Here is a 16795-nt window from a genome sequence, read left to right as displayed (position 1 = left end):
ATTCTTAGAATGTTAAAACTTTCTTCGCTGTTTCCATTACATCTTTATATGTTGGTAACCATACACCCTCTGCTTGAGGGAATGAATAAATTGTATCCGGTGCAGCAACACGTAATACTGGAGCTTCTAATGAAAGGATTGCACGCTCTGTAATTTCTGCTACAACATTTGCTGCAATACCTGCTTGCTTTTGCGCCTCTTGAACGACGATTGCACGACCTGTTTTTTCAACAGAAGCGATAATTGTTTCAATATCTAAAGGCTGAATCGTACGTAAATCGATTACTTCTACCGAGTAGCCTTCCTTCTCAAGTTCTTCTGCTGCTTTTAAACTTTCGTGAACCATTAACCCATAAGCAATAATTGAAAGGTCTTTCCCTTCGCGTTTTACATCTGCTTTCCCAAGTTCAATTGTATATGACTCTTCCGGAACTTCTTCACGGAAAGAACGGTAAAGTTTTAAATGCTCTAAGAAAATAACTGGGTTATTATCACGAATTGATGCAATTAGTAAACCTTTTGCATCATACGGTGTTGATGGAATTACCACTTTTAAACCTGGTGATTGAGCCATTAAACCTTCTAAAGAATCCGAATGCATTTCCGGTGTATGTACACCACCGCCAAATGGAGAACGAATTGTTACAGGCGCATTATACGTACCACCGGAACGGTATTTCATACGAGCTAATTGACCACTAATTGAGTCCATTACTTCAAAAACGAAGCCGAAAAATTGAATTTCAGGCACTGGACGGTATCCAGTTAACGCTAAACCAATTGCTAAACCACCGATTCCTGATTCTGCAAGTGGCGTATCAAATACACGATCAACGCCAAATTCTTTTTGAAGACCTTCTGTAGCACGGAAAACCCCGCCGTTTACACCAACGTCTTCACCGAATACTAAAACGTTTTCGTCATTTTTTAATTCGCAACGTAATGCATCTGTAATTGCTTGAATCATTGTCATTTGTGCCATGGCTTATTTCGACTCCTTCTCTTTATAAATCGCGTACTGTTCTTTTAAGTTTGCTGGCATTTCACCATCATACATATTATCCATTAACTCTGTTACCTTTTGTTTTGGAGCTTTATCTGCTTCTTTAATTGCTTCTTTAATTTCTTCTTTTGCACGCTCTATTACTTCTTCTTCTTTCTTCTCATCCCATAAACCTTTAGCTTCAAGGTATTTACGGAAGCGTACTAATGGATCTTTTGCTGCCCATTCATTATCAGTATCAGTAGTACGATAACGCGTTGGGTCATCTCCTGCCATTGTATGTGGACCATATCGGTAACACATTGTTTCAATAAGTGTTGGACCTTCACCGCGAATTGCACGATCACGGGCGTCCTTAGTCGCTGCATAAACAGCTAACGGATCCATTCCGTCCACTAATATAGATGGAATGCCGGCTGCTATACCTTTTTGCGCGATTGTTTTTGCTGCAGTCTGTAATTCACGTGGTGTTGAAATTGCGAATTGGTTGTTTTGCACGATGAAGATAGCTGGTGATTTGAATGCACCTGCAAAGTTAATTCCTTCATAGAAATCACCTTGTGAAGAACCACCATCTCCTGTATATGTGATTGCAACCGTTTTTGAACCGCGCTTTTGTAAACCAAGTGCCACACCTGCCGTCTGAATATATTGTGCACCGATAATAATTTGCGGCGCCAATATATTTACCCCTTCCGGAACTTGGTTTCCGATAAAGTGACCGCGGCTGAATAGGAATGCTTTCCACAATGGTAAACCATGCATAACAATTTGAGGTACATCACGGTAACCAGGTAAAATCCAGTCTTCTTTTTCCAATGCATATTGGGAAGCAAGCTGTGATGCTTCTTGACCAGCAGTAGGTGCGTAGAAGCCTAAGCGTCCTTGTCGGTTTAATGAAATTGAACGTTGATCTAAAATACGGACATAAACCATACGACTCATTAACTCAACTAATTGCTCATCCTTTAAATCCGGCATAGCTGCTTCGTTTACAATTTCACCTTGCTCATTCAATACTTGGAACATTTCGAACTTGCTTTCAATTTCCTGTAACGTTCCAGCTGGGTCCAATTGATTCATCATTTTATCTGCCATTGTTTACATCCCCTTTAAACTGTATTAAAAAATTCATTATTTTCACTAGTACAATATAACTCTACCCCGAGTATAATGAATAAAAATCTATCGGTCAATCATTGTTTACCATCTTTATTAAAGATTTTTCATAATTAACTTCAAATTGATACAGTTACATCACCTGTATCACAAAATTCCAATCGCTGTACTATAATAGAAAATTTTAAAACATTCTATTATTATTCAGTTAATAGCACTTCAACAATATTTATTCCCTTAATTCGAATTCTTAAATCGGAAATCCCGAAGTTTTTTGTACTTCCCTTATCAAGAGTCGTGTATACTTATTCCAATAAGTTTTTACTGAAAGGAAGTTTCACATGATTTTAATGGAACACATTATTCGTGAGGGCCATCCCACATTACGAACACGCGCAGAGGAGGTTTCCTTTCCGTTGTCTGCGGAAGACCGCAAACTTGCAGAGGATCTGTTGCAGTATTTAATTAATAGCCAAGATCCTGAGATTGCCGAAAAGTATAATCTACGAGGGGGCATTGGCTTGGCTGCTAACCAAGTAAACAGCTTAAAGCGGATGTTTGCCCTGCATTTGGAAAACGAAGATGGTGAGTTATTAAGCTTTGTTGCCGTCAACCCTAGAATTGTGAGTCATTCTGTCGAGCAGACTTATATAACGAGTGGTGAAGGATGCCTATCTGTAGATCGCGCTGTTCCAGGCTATGTTCCTCGTTATGCGCGGATCACAGTTAAATTTATGACTGTGGACGGAGAAGAAAAGAAAATGCGTTTATCAGGACTTCCTGCTATCGCCTTTCAACATGAGCTTGACCATTTAAACGGTATCATGTTTTACGATCGAATAAACGAAAAAGACCCATTTGAGGTAATTGAAAATAGCATTCCATTTGGTAGAGAATAATACTAAAAAACGCGTGTGAAATAAATATTCACACGCGTTAGACTGTAGACAAACTTGAAGAAATTCGAGTTTGTCTACAGTTTTTTATTCTAAAATAAAGTTTACCGGTGAATACCGTGGGATTTCTTCAAATGAATGAACGAAATCAATTTCTTTTCCTTATATTAGTTTAAGTTTTTCCATCGCCAGAGCCAGACCATCTTCATCTACGTGCGCTGTTATCATTGACGCTGCTTCCTTCGCCTTTTTATGGCCATTTCCCATTGCCACACTGTGAGGGAATTCCGATAGCATTTCGATATCATTAAGCCCATCCCCAAAGGTAACGATCTGTTCATCTGAATAACCCGTATACTCCAGCAATTTTTTTATACCGTTCGCTTTCGATCCCCCTTTTGGCAACATATCGCATGATTGCGGATGCCAACGGACGAATTGCACTTCAGGAAACTGCTGTTCATAAATTGGCTGTTCCTGTTCATTTATAAAAATTAATGTTTGATACACCGGCGTATGCAAATAATAGTTCGCATCGACTTGCGGGTATGGAAAATAAAGTGTAGCCAGGCTTCGTTCAATACTCTCATAATCCCCTGCCGAGGCAATCATTTCTTTTTCATTAAGGAAAACGAATGGATGATTCCTTTGTGATCCGAATTTTAAAATAGCCGATAACGTTTCATTTGGAATTTGGTCGGTATAAATAACTTCCCCTTTATAAACGACATATTGACCATTGAACGTCACATATGTATCAATCTCAAGTTCCTCCAAAACTTCTTTTATCATAAATGGGGCACGACCTGTTGCAATCGCAATTTCATGCCCCTTTTCACGCGCTTTAAAAATCGCTTCTTTTGCGGAATTCGGCAATTTTTTATCTGAATCGTACAATGTTCCATCTACATCAAAAAATAATAATCTTTTCAACTTAAATTCTCCTTTATTTTCAAAGACTCTTTACAGAAATCTGAATATTTAGTATAATGAGAGCGAGGAGTGATGACCTATGTTAAAACGTCTCAAACAGAAATGGCGGAAACGATTAAAAGGCATCCTCGGTAAAAAATTAATTGCCTAAACACTTCATTGATTGGTGCGCCCTATTTAAGGACGTACCATTTTTTAGTTTTTATTCAATCGTTATGTTCATGTATTTGATGGGCTTTTCTTTATTTTAAAGGACTCCCATGATAATATAAAGGAAATGCATTTTTCTACTTATTAGAAATGCAGTAATAATGTTCGTAATTAAAGGAGAGTAACTATGATTTACAAAGTTTATTATCAAGAAAACATCACTGAGATTCCAGTTCGCGAAAACACAAAAACTCTTTATTTAGAGGCGTCATCTGAACGTGAAGTACGTCACTATTTAAAAGACCGTAACTACAATATTGAACTTGTTCAACTTCTAGAAGGCAACTATTTAGAATACGAACAAAATAGCCCTAATTTCCGTCTGGAGAACGCTTAATTGTTATGAAATTCGTTAAGAATGATCAAGCGGCTGTATTCGCACTCGGCGGACTGGGCGAAATCGGCAAAAACACATATGCAGTACAATTCCAAGATGAAATCATTTTAATTGACGCAGGTATTAAATTCCCTGAGGACGACTTACTTGGAATTGACTACGTAATTCCAGACTATACGTACTTAGTTCGAAACGTAGACAAAATTAAAGGCTTATTTATCACACATGGCCACGAAGATCATATTGGCGGTATTCCTTATTTACTTCGTCAAGTTAATATCCCTGTTTATGGCGGAAAGCTTGCATTAGGACTGCTTCGCAACAAATTAGAAGAACACGGCTTATTACGTTCTACGAAATTAATCGAATTTAAAGAAGACGATGTTATTAAATTCCGTAAAACAGCCGTAAGTTTCTTCCGTACGACACATAGTATACCCGATGCATATGGTGTAGTGGTTAAAACACCACCAGGTAATATCGTGCATACAGGTGACTTTAAGTTTGACTTTACTCCAGTTGGCGAGCCTGCCAACTTAACAAAAATGGCCGAAATTGGCCGCGATGGTGTACTTTGTTTACTATCGGATAGTACAAATGCAGAAAAAACTGATTTTACAATGTCTGAACGTACAGTCGGGAAAAGTATTGATGAAATTTTCCGTAAAGTTGATGGTCGTATTATTTTTGCGACATTCGCTTCGAATATTCATCGCCTGCAGCAAGCGACAGATGCAGCTGTAAAGTATGGCCGTAAAATTGCCGTTTTCGGACGTTCAATGGATAACGCTATAACTATCGGTCGTGAATTAGGCTATATTACTGCACCTAAAGAGACTTTTATTGATGTGCAAAGCTTAAATCGTTTACCTGCAAATGAAGTAATGATTTTATGTACAGGTTCTCAAGGTGAGCCAATGGCAGCTTTATCGCGTATTGCCAACGGAACACATCGTCAAATTCAAATTCAGCCTGGTGATACAGTTGTATTCTCTTCTTCACCAGTACCAGGAAATACGATGAGCGTAAACAAAATTATTAACTTATTATTCCGTGCCGGTGCAGAAGTTATCCACGGTGCATTAAATAATATTCATACTTCCGGTCATGGCTCACAGCAAGAACAAAAACTAATGCTACGTTTAATGAAACCGAAATTCTTTATGCCAATCCACGGTGAATACCGTATGTTAAAAATCCATACTGAATTGGCGGAAGCCTGTGAAGTACCACTGGAAAACTCATTCCTTATGGAAAATGGCGATGTATTGGCATTAAGTGCAAATGAAGCACATGTTGCCGGCCGTATTCCTTCAGGTGATGTGTATATTGACGGTAATGGTATTGGAGATATCGGAAATATTGTACTGCGAGATCGTCGTATCCTTTCTGAGGAAGGTTTAGTTATCGTTGTTGTAAGTGTTGATATGGCGAAAAACAAAATCGTTTCAGGTCCGGATATTATTTCTCGAGGATTTGTTTATATGCGTGAATCAGGCATGATGATTAACGAAGCACAGAAAATGTTGAATTATCATTTAAACAGCACAATTCAGGAAAAAGATACACAATGGAACGATTTGAAAAACGAAATAACGGACGTATTAGGTCCTTATTTATACGAAAAAACGAAACGCCGTCCTATGATTTTACCAATTATAATGGAAGTATAATTAAAATTGGTAAAGCCATTTAGGTAATTTCCCATAAAAATACCCGCCTACAATAAGTAAGCGGGTATTTTTTATTTTATTTTTATATTAGACATCGGCTACTTTTGAACAACTTTTTTCACAAAACGATTAATGTCTACGTCAGCGCCAATCATCAGCAAAACATCCCCTAATTGAATACGCTCTGTCGCTGCTGGAGAAATCATAATTTCATCTCCACGTGTAATGCCAACAATGTTGACACCGTATTTTGCACGAACGTCCAGTTCAATTAATGAATGGCCTGCAATCTTTTCATTCGCTTTGATTTCCATAATTGAGTGCTCACTGGAGATTTCCAAATAATCAAGTACACTATTTGACATCATATTATTTGCAATACGAATGCCCATATCCCGTTCTGGATGCACAACAAAATCTGCTCCAATTTTAAGCAAAACTTTTTCATGGTAATCATTTTGTGCTTTTACTGTAATTTGCGGAACACCTAGTTCTTTTAAAATAAGGGTTGTTAAAATGCTCGATTGGATATCTTCCCCAATTGCGACAATAACATGTTCGAAGTTCCAGAGCCCTAGTGATTTAATTGTTTCTTCCTCTGTCGTATCAGCTACTACCGCTTGAGTGGCAATACGGGCAAATTCATCGACACGTTCACTATCTGTATCAATTGCCATTACATTCGCTCCTTGTTTAACCAACTCGCGTACGATACTTCCTCCAAAGCGCCCTAGCCCTATTACTACAAATTCTTTTTTCATTGTATCTCCTCCGAACATCCAGTTGCCATTCATTTTAACTTATAAAAATGTATATTGTCATTAAATAATTCGCTCAATTTTTCCTTGGAGGGATTTAGTCGCTAGAGCTCCAGCGTGATAGAAGCGCAATTTCTGTTGTTGATCGAATAAATAGTAGGCTGGTACAATTTTATTTCCAAACCTATCGCTAATGATAAGTTCATTATCTAGGTGAATAGGATAATTTATACCTAATTCCTTTACTTTTCGTCTTACTAATTCAGAAGAAAAGTCGAGCTCTTCCCTAGGCATATGAATCGCTTGAATATTTAATCGGTCATTGAAAATATTACCAATAACATTCAATTTCTCTATAGATTGTTCACATTGCGAACAACTCATAGCCCAAAAATAAATTAATGTTGGCATATCCGATAGCTCTTTCAAATGTTTTTTATTAATAACTTTTGTTGCCCCGCTTAGCGAAGGCATTATTGTCCGAATTCTCAATCGCATCCTCCTCGCTGTAACATATGTAAAGGAGTTTTTTCTGTACCGAACAAATGTCCAGTAACTAAACAAATAATATCTTTCATTTCACAAATATACTTGAAAATCCCCGTATATTATGTATAATTATTATTATTTTCGTAAACTAAAAGTTTTGTAATAGTAAACTTCCTTACTGGATGTTTATCATATGTAAACAAAATTGGTTATGTATAAGGAGCGTGACTTGATGCAAATCGGTACGAAAATTAAAGCGTTACGCATAAAAAAAGGGCTGACCCAGGAAGAACTTGGAGAGCGCACTGATTTAACGAAAGGCTATATATCTCAATTAGAACGAGATTTAAATTCACCTTCAATTGAAACATTATTCAACTTATTGGAAGTTCTCGGGTGTTCACCACGGGACTTTTTTGATGATGAACAAAAAAACGAAAAAATTGTATTTACAAAAGATGATCAAACCAGTTTTACTGATCATGATAAAAAGTATGAAATTGAATGGCTCATTCCTACTTCGAATGAAAAAGAGATGGAACCGGTATTTATTACTCTCCATAAGAATGCAGAATTTAAAGCATTCGAACCGTCATTGGCGGAAACTTTCATTTATGTAGTTAAAGGGCGAATCCGTGTTGTTCTCGGAAACGAGGAATATATCGCAAGTGAAGGAAATGCTGTTTATTATGAAGCATCTTCCAACCATCAAATTTTTAATGCGCATAATGGAATAACAAAGTTACTCCTTGTCGCAACTCAATCTTACTTATAAATCAGGAGGCTACTTAAATGAATAACACGATTATTCGCTTTGAAAATGTTACAAAATCATATGATGACGGTACAGTTGTCTTAAAAAATATTAACTTCGAACTAGAGCGGGGTAAATTCTACACATTACTAGGTCCATCCGGATGTGGTAAAACAACTATTTTACGTATTATTGCTGGTTTTACTGATGCTTCAACAGGTGATGTATTTTTTAATGGAAAACGTATGAATGATGTACCGGCAAATGAACGCCAAGTAAATACTGTATTCCAGGATTATGCGCTTTTCCCTCACTTAAATGTGTTTGAAAATGTGGCATTTGGCTTACGTATTAAAAAAGTGAAAGAAGCAGAAATAAATGACCGCGTGCAAGAGGCATTAAAATTCGTCAATTTAGCAGGCTATGGCAACCGTGAAATTTCAGAAATGTCCGGTGGTCAACGTCAACGTGTCGCAATCGCCCGTGCCATCGTAAATGATCCGGAAGTTATTTTATTGGATGAGCCATTATCAGCACTCGATTTAAAATTACGTACAGAAATGCAGTATGAGTTACGTGAATTACAGCAGCGATTGGGCAAAACGTTCATTTTTGTTACACATGACCAAGAAGAAGCTTTGGCAATGAGTGATGAAATTTTTGTTCTTTCTAATGGGGAAATTAAACAATCAGGAACTCCAGTGGATATATATGATGAGCCAATTAACCGTTTTGTAGCAGACTTTATCGGAGAGTCCAACATTGTAGATGGATTAATGATTGAAGATTACAAAGTGCGATTCGCTGGAAAAGAGTTTGAGTGTGTAGACGGTGGGATGAAGCCAAACGAAAAGATTGACGTTGTTATTCGCCCTGAAGATTTGGAAATCACAACACCGGAAAACGGCAAATTAATTGTTACTGTTGATACTCAATTATTCCGAGGTGTTCATTACGAATTATCAACGTATGATCAAGACGGAAATGAATGGTTAGTCCACTCATTGAAAAAAGCGGATGTAGGAGCAGAAATTGGATTGGACTTTGATCCTGAAGCTATTCACGTTATGAGATTAAATGAGACAGAAGCGGACTTCGACAAACGTTTGGAAGCTTATGGGGACGAAGACTATGAATAAGACAGCAAAAGGCCCGTTAATTCCCTATATTTTTTGGATTTTATTATTCGTTATTGCACCAATTGCGTTAATCGTTTATTATTCTGTTCTTGATTTGAATGGTAACTTCACTTTAACCAACTACGCAAAATTCTTTACACCAGTTTATTTAAAAATGACATTGAGCAGCTTCTGGTATGCATTTCTGATTACGTTATTTACGTTATTATTTGCCTACCCTACTGCCTACTTATTAACAAAAACGAAACATAAGCAATTATGGCTTATGCTCATTATCATTCCATCTTGGATTAACCTACTCTTAAAAACTTATGCATTCATAGGTATTTTTGGTTTATACGGCCCAATTAATGCAATGATTGAAGTGTTTGGTTTTAATCCAAAGCAAATTTTATTTACAGACTTTAGTTTTGTTTTCGTATCGGTATATATTTTCATTCCATTTATGATAATTCCGATTTTCAATTCTTTAGACAAAATGAATCCATCTTTAATCTATGCCGCACGTGATTTAGGTGCATCCAGCTGGACAACCTTCCGCCGAGTTATTTTCCCATTAACAATTGATGGCGTAAAATCAGGTATTCAGGTTACCTTTATCCCAGCTTTATCTTTATTCATGATCACGCGTTTAATTGCCGGAAACCAAGTCATTACTTTAGGTACTGCCATTGAACAACAATTCCTTGTATCTCAAAACTGGGGAATGGGTTCTACAATTGCCGTATTCTTAATTCTATTTATGGTTCTTACAATGTTATTTACTAGACAAAAATCTAAAGGAGGACGCGTTTAATGAAAAAATTATCATCTATGTCGAAAATTTATTTAATTTTCGTATTCGCGGTCCTTTATGCTCCGATATTTTATTTAATTTTTTACTCATTCAATAGTGGTGGCAGTATGAATAATTTCGAATCGTTCACACTGGAGCATTACGCAGCAGTATTTGAGGATTCAAGATTAATCATTATTCTACTTAATACAGTGCTCGTTGCCCTTTTATCAGGCCTGATCGCAACAATAATCGGGACATTGGGCGCTATTGGCATTATTTCAATAAAGGATAAAAAAATGCGTAATACATTGCTTTCATTAAATAATGTCCTTATCGTTTCACCGGATGTTGTAATCGGTGCAAGCTTCCTTATTTTATTTACGATGATTGGTGTAAAGTTAGGGTTTGCCTCTGTACTAGTATCGCATGTTGCATTTAGTGTACCGATTGTAGTGCTCATGGTTTTACCAAAATTGCTTGAAATGAATACTTCATTAATTGATGCCGCAAGAGATTTAGGTGCGACAAAACGTGATGTATTAATGCGCGTTATTTTGCCGTATATATCTCCTGGTATTTTCGCAGGATTTTTTATGGCTTTAACATATTCACTTGATGATTTTGCAGTCACTTTCTTCGTTACAGGTAACGGGTTTAGTACATTGTCGGTAGAAATCTACTCAATGGCCCGCGCCGGAATTTCTTTAACAATCAATGCTATTTCAGGATTAGTATTTGCCGTAACAGTACTAATCGTTATCGGGTATTACTTCATTAATAAACGTTCAAAATCAATAGCAACGGGGGGACATCAATGAGAGACTTAATTCAAGCAACAGTTGCTATTGTCATTGCCTGTGCCCTTCTGTTTGTAGCAGTGGACCGGATGCAGTCTGCTGGATCTGCTGGAAGCAAGGACACATTAACAGTCTTTAACTGGGGCGAATATATCGATCCAGAGTTAATCGATAAATTTGAAGAAGAAACAGGTATTAAAGTAACATATGAAACATTTGATTCAAATGAAGCGATGTTAACAAAAGTACAGCAAGGAGGCTCTGCATATGATATTGCAGTTCCTTCTGAGTATACAATTGAATCGATGAAGGAAGATGGATTACTAATTCCAATCGATCATAGTTTAGTACCGAATTTACAAAATATTAACGAAGACTTTTTAGATTTACCGTTTGATCCAGCTAATGAATATTCGATCCCTTATTTCTGGGGAACGGTTGGAGTTGTATATAATCCTAATTTAATTGAAGACCATTTAACATTCGAATCTTGGGATGACCTATGGGACCCTTCACTGAAAAGAAAGATTTTCCTAGTGGATGGATCAAGGGAAGTAATCGGTATGGGGCTTAACTCAATCGGTCACTCCCTTAATGTGAAAGATGATGCATTACTGCGTGAAGCAACAGATAATTTAATTAAGCTTTCACCAAACATTAAAGCAATCATTGGTGATGAAATTACACCACTTATGATTAATAACGAAGCCGCAGTAGCACTTACCTTCTCGGGCCAAGCTGCTGATATGATGTGGGAAAATGAAGAATTGGAATTCGCTGTTCCACAGGAAGGTTCCAACTTATGGTTTGATAATATGGTTATCCCTAAAACTTCAAGAAATATTGAGGGTGCACATAAATTCATTAACTTTATGCTAGATGCAGAAAATGCTGCCCAAAATGCTGACTATGTTGGCTATTCAACACCAAATGAAGCAGCTTGGGACCTATTGGATGAAGAAGTGGTTAGTGATGAACGCTTCTACCCTTCACATGATCAACGTGAAAAGTTGGAAGTATATGAAAACCTAGGCCTTGAATGGCTCGGAAAATATAATGAATATTTCTTGGAATTTAAGATGAGTTTTTAATAAAAATTAAGGGCAGCCTTAAAAGTCGATTTTTTTCTGACTTTTCGGCTGCCCTATTTTTATAACTTATGTATAATCCTTTTATCTAGACAATCATTTTCTTCATCCCAAATCATATGAATCTCAAAAGTTCCTGGTTCGAAAAAGTAATCGAAACGAACCTGTATATCTTCCTGCATAGGGTAGTTTTTTGCTTCACGAATTTTCACCCATTCCAACGTTCCTTCATCACAATTTGTGAGCAGCTCCCCTGTAAAGTCATCCGTCCAATAATTATAAATAATAAAATGATCTTTTTTCACTTCATTTGTATAATGGGAAATGCCTTTAAATGTTAAGGAAAGTACATCCAGACCTGTCTCCTCTTTCACTTCACGGATTGCTCCTTGTGCAAATCCTTCTGGAAAGTCTATTTTGCCCCCCGGTGGTATGTAGCCTTTAAAATGATCATGCTGACGATTGAGCAATAATACTTTATCATCTTTTTGTATCATTACTACTGTCCAAAATTTATAATTCATATAAACAACCTCTCTTCATTATCTATCTACATTTTGGCAATATTCTTTTTAACTTTCAATATATAAATTCCTTCAAAGGAATGATGTAATTTATCGTGAAAGTTTGTACAATATGGTATGCTATTGGAAATATATATTTCTGCAACCGAAATATTTTAATGGAAGGCTGGCATTATATGACGCAACAATCTAATAAATTGGCACTTTATTTATTAATGTTTAATATGTTTATTACAATGGGTGGGATTGGCATTATTGTCCCTGTTATGCCGGCTTATTTGCAATTATTCGGTGTTGGCGGACAAGTCCTTGGATTTTTAATTGCAGGATTTGCACTTGCCCAATTTCTACTCTCTCCGATTGCTGGGGATTTATCGGATCGGCATGGACGAAAAATGTTTATCATAGGCGGATTAATCGTCTATGGCTGCGCTCAAATTCTATTTGGACTTGCCACTGAAGTATGGGTACTGTTTTTATCCCGCTTTTTAAGTGGTGCCGGCGCGGCGTTTATTATGCCTCCGATTATGGCCTTTGTAGCTGATATTACAACCCACGAAGAACGTGGAAAAGGAATGGGCATGATTGGAGCAGCCATGTCTTTAGGCTTTATGATTGGACCTGGTATTGGTGGATTTTTATCAAATGTAAATTTAACGTTTCCATTTTTCTTAGCGGGGGTTGTTGCATTTATTGCAGCCACTTTATCAGCTGTATATTTACCAAACATTAAAAATACCCATGCTGTTTTAGCTCCAAGAGAAAACTTATCAAAGCAATTAGTTAAATCAGTAAAGACCTCCTATTTCGTCTTTTTAATAGTCGTTTTTACATTTAGCTTTGGAATATCAAATTTCCAAGCGACCTTAACACTGTATTTAGATAATAAGTTTGGCTATACACCTAGTGAAATTGCGATAATATTAACTGTTGGCGGCTTTGCAGGTGTTGTATTGCAAATGTATGTTGTTAACAAATTATTTAAGCGTTTCGGGGAAGTAAAAGTTATTTTAGTAAACTTGCTCCTGGCCGCAGTGACTATGCTGCTGTTTATTTATATTAGTGGTTTCTTCATTATTTTAGTTGTTGCTACCTTATTCTCAATCGCTACAACCTTTATACGCCCAGCCGTTAATACGCTCATTTCAAAACTTGCAGGCAATGAACAAGGGTTTGCAGCTGGTATGAATAACGCGTACATGAGTCTAGGCAATATGTTTGGACCTGCACTTGCGGGCGTTCTTTTCGACTGGAATCGTGATTCTCCTTATATTTTAGGGGCAATCGTTTTAATTGGTTGCTTCATGCTCGCCTATTTGTGGACAGCAAAAAAAGCTCCGCATTTGCTGAAAGCCTCCTCATAAATTGAAAAAGGGATGACCAGGAAAAGTCCTGGCATCCCTTTTACTTTATTAAACTATTAACGTTGTCTCAAAAATTGCTCTACAAATTGACAATTAAGCGGAATTAATAATTCATCTGGTACCATCTTCGCATGATGAAGACCATACGATGAAGCTGCTCCTGTCCAAAACATTGCACCAGGTATATCCTTTATAAAATAACCAAAGTCCTCACCTGTCATTGCTGCAGGACATTCATATGCTATTGCACCATCGAATTGTTCGGCAAACTGCAACAGTGCGTTCGCACAGTCTGCATCATTGTTTACTTCATAATACATCGAGCCGTAATCAATCGAAACAGTACATTCGAATGCTGCTTCTATACCTGCACAAATCGCCTCAATACGTCGTTTCACTTCTGCCATAGCATCTGCATTCAACGTTCTGATCGTACCTTCCAACCGCGCATTTTCAGCAATTACATTCTGTACTGTACCGGCTGTCATTTTCCCTACGGTAATAACTGCACTATCCATCGGGTCGACATTACGGCTAATAACTGTTTGAAGCTGCAAAAGTAAATTCGCCGCTGCAATGGTCATATCCCTTGTCTTATGTGGATAAGCTGCATGCCCGCCAATACCTTTTAAATCGATAAATAGCTCTGACGTATTCGCAAACAGTAGTCCAGGCTTAGTCGCAATTGTTCCAACAGGATATTCAGGAGCAATATGCAGTGCATATATTTCATCGGCAACAAGCTGTGGTTGTTCTGCTTTTAACCACTCAAGCATCGGTTCTGCTCCCCCTGGTCCTTCCTCAGCCGGCTGAAAATAAATTACGACATTCTGAATTGGAGGCTGTTTGGAGAAAGCTTCAACTAAACCAAGCGCAATTGCCATATGACAATCATGTCCACAAGCATGCATATACCCTTCAAACTCAGACGAAAATGGTAAGCCCGTTTCTTCCTGCACTGGGAGTCCATCAATATCTGTTCGCCAACCGATTAGTTTTGTTGGATTCGTCCCTTTTATATAAACGACTATACCAGTCTTCCAAGTTGAGATTTCCAGATATTGTTGATCCAAGTTTGAAATGAACTGCAATAAATAGCTTTGGGTTTTGAATTCTTTAAACCCTATTTCCGGAATTTTATGTAGGTCCCGTCTTATATCAATGAGATGGCTCATAATAACCTACCTTCTTATAACTGTCTTAAAGAATCAATAATTTCTGTTTTTGATTTCGTTTTTTCATCTAATTTCTTAATTTCACGCGCAGGAACGCCTGCCACGACTGTAAATGGTTCTACATCTTTAATGACGATTGCACCGGCTGCTACAACTGCACCCTTACCAATACGCACACCTTCTAACACTACGGCGTTTGCACCAATTACTACATCATCTTCCACTACAACCGGTAAAGCACTAGGTGGCTCCACAACACCGGCTAGTACTGATCCAGCACCAATATGGCAGTTATCTCCGACTGTTGCGCGACCACCTAATACAACACCCATATCTATCATTGTTTTCGCACCGATTTCAGCACCAATATTAATAATCGCACCCATCATAATAACTGCATTATCCCCAATTGTTACTTGATCGCGAATAATAGCACCTGGTTCAATACGTGCGTTTACATGTTTTAAATCTAAAAGTGGTACACCTGAATGACGGCGATCATTTTCTATAACATAATCTTCAATGTGTTGAGCATGCTCTTTTAATGAAGCCTCTATTTCTGACCATTCACCAAATACTACTGCATGATTTCCTTCTCCGAAAACTTTACTTTGTTCACCATATGATAAATCTGCAACACCATTACCCTTCACATATACCTTCACTGGTGTAACCTTTTTTGATTGTGAAATAAAATCAATAATTTGTTGTGCATTTAACTTTTCCATTTGGACACCTCACTGCATGTTAGTATTTTTAACATGACTAATTGTACTAAATTTTCAGCCAAATTAAAACTTTTTTAATTGGTTTCTTTTGAATAATCATAAAGACAACGTGCATGATCTTGTACGACGTCGACAAATGCCTGCACTTGACGGAGTTCAAATGTTGATTCGTAGCCTATAAGCCATGTATCCCGCGTTAAACCTAATCCATCATCCTTCTCATTATTTGTTAAAGAGATTTTATGGACATTCTCCTCACCGTTTAACGTAATAGAAGGTAAAATCGCATAACCAATACCGTTCAATGCCATTTGCTTACATGTTTCGATTTGATCCACGATAATTTGATGCTTTGGATTATAGTTAAAATGACGCTGCCACCATTGCTGAATTTCCTGATAATAGTTTGAATCACTTTTAAACTGAATAAAAGGTCTGTCGGATGTAATAATATCTTCCATATCTTTAATTTCTTTATCTACTAAATACATTGTATCCCGAAATAAGTGAATCTTTTTTCCTTTCCATTCCGATTGACCACGGACAATACCGATATGCGCTTCTCCATCATAAAGTGCTTTTACAATTTCAGAACTCCAGCCAGTCATGAGCGAGATTTTCGTATCAGGATATTTGGTTACATAGTCCTTCAACACTTTTGGTAACCAATTTTGCCCTACAATCGAGGCACAGGCAATTTTTAATGTACCATGAACCTTTGAATTCAATGCTTGGATTGTTTCAAAAATATCTTCCCGCTTTATAATCATTTCACTCGAATATTGAATTACAAGTTCTCCCGCAGGCGTCGGTGTCAGCCCTTTTTGGGAACGTATAAAAAGTTGGGCACCCCATTCTTTTTCAATTGACTGTAACCTTTGCGATAAAGCAGGTTGTGTTAAAAAAAGCCGCTCTGCCGCTTTTCGCATGTTTCTCTCTTCTGCCAGTACTTTAATTATTTCGGCTTCCGTAGCTGTCATTGCTATTCTCCCTTTCCGTCTATTCGATTAAAAAATCGACAAAATCCATT

The 16795-nt window shown here is 37.3% G+C and carries 18 protein-coding genes; 9 read left to right on the top strand and 9 right to left on the bottom strand.

From position 1 onward, the window contains the following. Positions 1-4 precede the first annotated feature (4 nt). Positions 5-982 carry an alpha-ketoacid dehydrogenase subunit beta gene (locus MHH95_RS08250; protein WP_336045822.1) on the bottom strand — a complete coding sequence of 326 codons (978 nt, stop codon included), beginning with the start codon at positions 980-982 and terminating at the stop codon, positions 5-7. Between the two features lie 3 nt (positions 983-985). Beyond that, a complete protein-coding gene (gene pdhA, locus MHH95_RS08245) occupies positions 986-2101 on the bottom strand; it encodes a pyruvate dehydrogenase (acetyl-transferring) E1 component subunit alpha (RefSeq protein ID WP_340727123.1) in 1116 nt (371 codons plus the stop codon). Positions 2102-2463: 362 nt separating this feature from the next. Between pdhA and def the strand changes: the two genes are divergently transcribed. Beyond that, positions 2464-3021 carry a peptide deformylase gene (gene def / locus MHH95_RS08240; protein WP_340727122.1) on the top strand — a complete coding sequence of 186 codons (558 nt, stop codon included), beginning with the start codon at positions 2464-2466 and terminating at the stop codon, positions 3019-3021. Positions 3022-3180: 159 nt separating this feature from the next. On the opposite strand, the gene MHH95_RS08235 is transcribed toward def, so the two are convergent. Then, entirely contained in the window at positions 3181-3951 is a 771-nt protein-coding gene (locus MHH95_RS08235) for a Cof-type HAD-IIB family hydrolase (RefSeq protein WP_340727121.1), read from the bottom strand. Between the two features lie 337 nt (positions 3952-4288). On the opposite strand from MHH95_RS08235, the gene MHH95_RS08230 reads away from it, so the two are divergent. Both MHH95_RS08230 and rnjA read left to right on the top strand, forming a co-directional pair. After that, positions 4289-4498 carry a DNA-dependent RNA polymerase subunit epsilon gene (locus MHH95_RS08230; protein WP_191698555.1) on the top strand — a complete coding sequence of 70 codons (210 nt, stop codon included), beginning with the start codon at positions 4289-4291 and terminating at the stop codon, positions 4496-4498. 5 nt (positions 4499-4503) lie between these two features. Continuing rightward, on the top strand, positions 4504-6171 hold the full coding sequence (rnjA, locus tag MHH95_RS08225; protein WP_191698556.1) for a ribonuclease J1: 1668 nt from the start codon (positions 4504-4506) through the stop codon (positions 6169-6171). 98 nt (positions 6172-6269) lie between these two features. Here rnjA and MHH95_RS08220 read toward each other — a convergent pair whose 3' ends face one another. Both MHH95_RS08220 and MHH95_RS08215 read right to left on the bottom strand, forming a co-directional pair. Then, entirely contained in the window at positions 6270-6932 is a 663-nt protein-coding gene (locus MHH95_RS08220) for a potassium channel family protein (RefSeq protein WP_191698557.1), read from the bottom strand. A gap of 60 nt (positions 6933-6992) precedes the next feature. Next, positions 6993-7421 (bottom strand): TlpA family protein disulfide reductase, encoded by a 429-nt coding sequence (locus tag MHH95_RS08215; protein WP_340727120.1) that lies wholly within the window; start codon positions 7419-7421, stop codon positions 6993-6995. A 229-nt stretch (positions 7422-7650) separates the two neighbouring features. On the opposite strand from MHH95_RS08215, the gene MHH95_RS08210 reads away from it, so the two are divergent. From MHH95_RS08210 to MHH95_RS08190, 5 genes are read left to right on the top strand one after another with little or no spacing between them, the layout of a single operon-like run. Further along, positions 7651-8193 (top strand): helix-turn-helix domain-containing protein, encoded by a 543-nt coding sequence (locus MHH95_RS08210; RefSeq protein WP_340727119.1) that lies wholly within the window; start codon positions 7651-7653, stop codon positions 8191-8193. 17 nt (positions 8194-8210) lie between these two features. Continuing rightward, the gene (locus MHH95_RS08205; protein WP_191698560.1) at positions 8211-9311 is read left to right on the top strand and encodes an ABC transporter ATP-binding protein; all 1101 of its coding nucleotides are present in this window, start codon (positions 8211-8213) and stop codon (positions 9309-9311) included. Next, the gene (locus MHH95_RS08200) at positions 9304-10107 is read left to right on the top strand and encodes an ABC transporter permease (protein ID WP_191698561.1); all 804 of its coding nucleotides are present in this window, start codon (positions 9304-9306) and stop codon (positions 10105-10107) included. The genes MHH95_RS08205 and MHH95_RS08200 overlap by 8 nt, the downstream gene beginning before the upstream one ends. Further along, positions 10107-10907: an ABC transporter permease gene (locus MHH95_RS08195; RefSeq protein ID WP_339215392.1), complete on the top strand. Its 801-nt coding sequence runs from the start codon at positions 10107-10109 to the stop codon at positions 10905-10907. The genes MHH95_RS08200 and MHH95_RS08195 overlap by 1 nt, the downstream gene beginning before the upstream one ends. Continuing rightward, positions 10904-11977: an ABC transporter substrate-binding protein gene (locus MHH95_RS08190; RefSeq protein WP_340727118.1), complete on the top strand. Its 1074-nt coding sequence runs from the start codon at positions 10904-10906 to the stop codon at positions 11975-11977. Before MHH95_RS08195 ends, MHH95_RS08190 begins: the two co-directional genes overlap by 4 nt. A gap of 59 nt (positions 11978-12036) precedes the next feature. On the opposite strand, the gene MHH95_RS08185 is transcribed toward MHH95_RS08190, so the two are convergent. Then, on the bottom strand, positions 12037-12498 hold the full coding sequence (locus tag MHH95_RS08185) for an 8-oxo-dGTP diphosphatase (RefSeq protein ID WP_340727117.1): 462 nt from the start codon (positions 12496-12498) through the stop codon (positions 12037-12039). A gap of 176 nt (positions 12499-12674) precedes the next feature. On the opposite strand from MHH95_RS08185, the gene MHH95_RS08180 reads away from it, so the two are divergent. Next, entirely contained in the window at positions 12675-13862 is a 1188-nt protein-coding gene (locus MHH95_RS08180; protein WP_340727116.1) for an MFS transporter, read from the top strand. 56 nt (positions 13863-13918) lie between these two features. Here MHH95_RS08180 and MHH95_RS08175 read toward each other — a convergent pair whose 3' ends face one another. The 3 genes from MHH95_RS08175 to MHH95_RS08165 all read right to left on the bottom strand — a co-directional run bounded on the left by MHH95_RS08175 (position 13919) and on the right by MHH95_RS08165 (position 16745). Continuing rightward, positions 13919-15037 carry an N-acetyldiaminopimelate deacetylase gene (locus MHH95_RS08175; RefSeq protein ID WP_340727115.1) on the bottom strand — a complete coding sequence of 373 codons (1119 nt, stop codon included), beginning with the start codon at positions 15035-15037 and terminating at the stop codon, positions 13919-13921. Positions 15038-15051: 14 nt separating this feature from the next. Continuing rightward, a complete protein-coding gene (gene dapD / locus MHH95_RS08170) occupies positions 15052-15765 on the bottom strand; it encodes a 2,3,4,5-tetrahydropyridine-2,6-dicarboxylate N-acetyltransferase (protein ID WP_340727114.1) in 714 nt (237 codons plus the stop codon). Between the two features lie 74 nt (positions 15766-15839). Then, positions 15840-16745 carry a LysR family transcriptional regulator gene (locus tag MHH95_RS08165; RefSeq protein ID WP_191698567.1) on the bottom strand — a complete coding sequence of 302 codons (906 nt, stop codon included), beginning with the start codon at positions 16743-16745 and terminating at the stop codon, positions 15840-15842. Positions 16746-16795 lie beyond the last annotated feature (50 nt).

The sequence above is a fragment of the Solibacillus sp. FSL K6-4121 genome (assembly GCF_038002585.1).
Taxonomy (GTDB): Bacteria; Bacillota; Bacilli; order Bacillales_A; family Planococcaceae; genus Solibacillus; species Solibacillus faecavium.
Note: the sequence above shows the minus strand (reverse complement) of the source record. Positions and strands in the feature narration are given on the sequence as shown.

Coding starts and splice junctions, on each gene's coding strand:
- MHH95_RS08250 (WP_336045822.1), bottom strand. CDS start 982: ATGGCACAAATGACAATGATTCAAGCAATTACAGATGCATTACGTTGC.
- pdhA (WP_340727123.1), bottom strand. CDS start 2,101: ATGGCAGATAAAATGATGAATCAATTGGACCCAGCTGGAACGTTACAG.
- def (WP_340727122.1), top strand. CDS start 2,464: ATGATTTTAATGGAACACATTATTCGTGAGGGCCATCCCACATTACGA.
- MHH95_RS08230 (WP_191698555.1), top strand. CDS start 4,289: ATGATTTACAAAGTTTATTATCAAGAAAACATCACTGAGATTCCAGTT.
- rnjA (WP_191698556.1), top strand. CDS start 4,504: ATGAAATTCGTTAAGAATGATCAAGCGGCTGTATTCGCACTCGGCGGA.
- MHH95_RS08220 (WP_191698557.1), bottom strand. CDS start 6,932: ATGAAAAAAGAATTTGTAGTAATAGGGCTAGGGCGCTTTGGAGGAAGT.
- MHH95_RS08210 (WP_340727119.1), top strand. CDS start 7,651: ATGCAAATCGGTACGAAAATTAAAGCGTTACGCATAAAAAAAGGGCTG.
- MHH95_RS08205 (WP_191698560.1), top strand. CDS start 8,211: ATGAATAACACGATTATTCGCTTTGAAAATGTTACAAAATCATATGAT.
- MHH95_RS08200 (WP_191698561.1), top strand. CDS start 9,304: ATGAATAAGACAGCAAAAGGCCCGTTAATTCCCTATATTTTTTGGATT.
- MHH95_RS08195 (WP_339215392.1), top strand. CDS start 10,107: ATGAAAAAATTATCATCTATGTCGAAAATTTATTTAATTTTCGTATTC.
- MHH95_RS08190 (WP_340727118.1), top strand. CDS start 10,904: ATGAGAGACTTAATTCAAGCAACAGTTGCTATTGTCATTGCCTGTGCC.
- MHH95_RS08185 (WP_340727117.1), bottom strand. CDS start 12,498: ATGAATTATAAATTTTGGACAGTAGTAATGATACAAAAAGATGATAAA.
- MHH95_RS08180 (WP_340727116.1), top strand. CDS start 12,675: ATGACGCAACAATCTAATAAATTGGCACTTTATTTATTAATGTTTAAT.
- MHH95_RS08175 (WP_340727115.1), bottom strand. CDS start 15,037: ATGAGCCATCTCATTGATATAAGACGGGACCTACATAAAATTCCGGAA.
- dapD (WP_340727114.1), bottom strand. CDS start 15,765: ATGGAAAAGTTAAATGCACAACAAATTATTGATTTTATTTCACAATCA.
- MHH95_RS08165 (WP_191698567.1), bottom strand. CDS start 16,745: ATGACAGCTACGGAAGCCGAAATAATTAAAGTACTGGCAGAAGAGAGA.